At 45.3% G+C, this 2748-nt stretch carries 4 protein-coding genes; all 4 read left to right on the top strand.

Annotation, left to right across the window (positions count from 1 at the left end):
- Positions 1–26: 26 nt before the first annotated feature.
- The 4 genes from KH813_RS06880 to cobC are packed head-to-tail and all read left to right on the top strand — an operon-like array spanning position 27 to position 2692.
- Positions 27–170: an adenosylcobinamide-GDP ribazoletransferase gene (locus KH813_RS06880; RefSeq protein ID WP_369694442.1), complete on the top strand. Its 144-nt coding sequence runs from the start codon at positions 27–29 to the stop codon at positions 168–170.
- Positions 155–1024, top strand: a complete 870-nt coding sequence (locus KH813_RS06370; RefSeq protein ID WP_303994513.1) for a GHMP kinase — start codon at positions 155–157, stop codon at positions 1022–1024. The genes KH813_RS06880 and KH813_RS06370 overlap by 16 nt, the downstream gene beginning before the upstream one ends.
- Complete coding sequence (locus KH813_RS06375) at positions 1008–2084, top strand: histidinol-phosphate transaminase (RefSeq protein ID WP_303994514.1); 1077 nt, start codon at positions 1008–1010, stop codon at positions 2082–2084. Before KH813_RS06370 ends, KH813_RS06375 begins: the two co-directional genes overlap by 17 nt.
- A complete protein-coding gene (gene cobC, locus KH813_RS06380) occupies positions 2081–2692 on the top strand; it encodes an alpha-ribazole phosphatase (protein ID WP_303994515.1) in 612 nt (203 codons plus the stop codon). The genes KH813_RS06375 and cobC overlap by 4 nt, the downstream gene beginning before the upstream one ends.
- The last annotated feature ends 56 nt before the right edge of the window (positions 2693–2748 follow it).

Genomic DNA, 2748 nt, shown 5'->3' on the forward strand with positions numbered 1-2748 from the left:
TACCGATTATTTTTGCCTTTGGCTGGATGCAATGGGTGAATGTTCATTTCGTTCGAAAGCTAGGCGGTGTTACCGGTGATACATATGGTGCCGTTACAGAAACATCTGAAATTGTTATTTTATTGATTTGGTTATTACAGGAACGGATCGGTGTATGGAATTTGTTGTAAAATCTCCGGGAGCATGTGGTGAATTAATTCAGGGACAAATTAACGGACAAAACTTCTTGGTTACTTGTCCGATTGAACGATACTCCATCGCAACAGCCTGGCCCAAAACAACCGCCCATACTCATGAGCTTCCGTATAAAGCGCAACAAGCTGTAACGGTGACCAAAGAGTATTTAAAAATTGGGCAGGATATTGATGTGGTACTGTACTCTGAACTGAAGGACGGTAAGGGGATGGCCTCCAGTTCGGCAGATATTAGTGCGGTTTGTTTAGCGGTTGCCTTAGCCGCCGAGCGGCATTTGTCGATGCAGGAGTTGGCGCGTTTAGCACTGTCGATTGAACCCAGCGATGCCACATTTTATCCGGGCATTGTTCAATTTGATCATTTGCAAGGGCGTTTTTTACGGCCGCTCGGGCATTTCCCGGAAGCTTATATTTGCATTTTTGATCAAGGCGGAGTGATTGACACCGTGGAGTTTAACGCCCGGGAAGACTTGATCAATAAGCGTGCTATTAAGGAAAAAGAAATACAAAAAGCCCTTACCCTATTGATAGAAGGTTTACGTAAGGGTGATATGATAAAAATTGGAACAGCTACTACGATGAGCGCCTATGCCAATCAGGAAATATTGCCGCGTCCGTATCTAGCGGATTTGCATGCATGGGGAAAAGAGTTGGGATCTAATGGTGTCATTGTTGCGCACAGTGGCACCGTTTGCGGGTTGCTGTTGACAGATCTTAAAAAGCTGGAAGACATTCGTAGTGGCCTGGCGGTTGAGTTTGGCAATACACTGACATTTTTAGACTGCGTAAAAGTTTATAATGGAGGCATACATTTTGTCCATAGATCTTGATGCACTTTATACTTCGTTTCAACATGGCGGCAATATTTATGCCTTGCCGCTATCTGTACGGAGTCGAGTGGAAGACTTCAGTGCCAATATCAATCCGTTAGGCCTTTCTCCGGAGGGCGTAGAGGCTTTGCAGGATTGGCCGACTCTGGCTTTGCATTATCCGGAACCGAATAACAGAACGTTACGAAAAGCAGTGGCTCGATTTTACCAATACGATGAGGCTGGCGTTGTGCTTGGCAACGGGGCTACGGAACTTTTATTTGCTGTCTTCAGGTATTGGCGACCGGCTACCGTCTGGATCCCCGTGCCGACATTCAGCGAATATTCACGGGCGGCCATTGCCGTCGGAGCGGAAATACGCCAAATTGCCTGGGAAGACCTACCGCACAGCTTGACGCAGATGAACAAGGGGGATGTACTTTGCATTTGTTCGCCTAACAATCCGACCGGCGTGTACACCGAGGTAAGTCAGCTAAAGCAGTGGTTGCAAGCGGCTCGTACACGTGGCGCCCGTGTTTTAGTAGACGAGTCATTTATTGATTTTAATCCTAATTTGGATACGGCTAGAAGTCTTCTTGGTAAATGCGATGACTTTGTGGTATTGCATTCATTGACAAAATTTTGGGGTATTCCCGGTTTGCGCGCCGGCGTCATGTTTTCTGCGCCTCAATTGGCGGAAACGGTGTATGCCGATCTCGACATTTGGAATGTCAATGCGCTGACCGCATCCTATTTAAAAGCGGCTTTCAATGATATAGAATATTTTCAAAATACACAACGATTTGTCTATGAGGAAAAAGAACGCGTATATGAAAACTATGCAGCGCTTTCGGAACTTTTTGTATATCCGCCCACGGCTAATTTTATTCTGCTGAATTTACAGGGGAAAATCACTGCTGCTGAACTTACTGAACGCTTATTGGCGAAGGGGTTGATGATTCGCAATTGTGATAATTATCCCGGCCTTGATGCGTACCATGTGCGGATTGCTATTCGCCAAACGGCCGCCAATGACCGGTTGTTTACGGAGATTTCTAAGGAGGTATTGCGATCCCGGTGATTACACTTTATTTGATTCGTCACGGTGAAACCGTTTGGAATTTTTCCGGTCAGTACCAAGGTGTGACTGATGTCGCGCTGAGCGATTTAGGGCGTCGGCAGGCACAATGTCTAGTGGATTATTTTGCTGATTTACCTTTGGATGCCGTTTATGCGAGTGATTTGGAACGCGCTGTGGAAACGGCACAACCTTTGGCCACATCCAAGGGTCTTACTGTTGAATTGCGCTCCGGATTAAGAGAAATCAATTTCGGTGATTGGGAAGGTCTTACTTATGAGCAGATTAATTCCAGGTGGCCGGGAAGTATTGAGCATATGTATGCCAATGCATCAAGCGTGCGTATCTCCAACGGCGAGTCTTTTGGTGATCTTCAACAGCGCGCCGCCATAACGATCGAAGAGATTACTCACGATCATCCGGATGAGGCAGTAGCCATTGTATGCCACGGCGGCACCATTCGCTGTATTTTGTGTACCTTACTGGGGTTGGATTTGGATCTTGCATGGAATTTTCGGCAGGCAAATGCCAATGTTACCATGATCGAATATTACGGTGATCGAAACTTGTTGGCACTTTTAAATGATACGCATCATTTAAAGAAATTGTAAGTTAAAATCATAGTTTTTCAATACTTTTTATGGTAATATTATATTGAATAAATATA

The sequence above is a fragment of the Negativicoccus succinicivorans genome, assembly GCF_018373335.1.
Classification (GTDB): Bacteria; Bacillota; Negativicutes; order Veillonellales; family Negativicoccaceae; genus Negativicoccus; species Negativicoccus succinicivorans_A.

Coding starts and splice junctions, on each gene's coding strand:
- KH813_RS06880 (WP_369694442.1), top strand. CDS start 27: ATGCAATGGGTGAATGTTCATTTCGTTCGAAAGCTAGGCGGTGTTACC.
- KH813_RS06370 (WP_303994513.1), top strand. CDS start 155: ATGGAATTTGTTGTAAAATCTCCGGGAGCATGTGGTGAATTAATTCAG.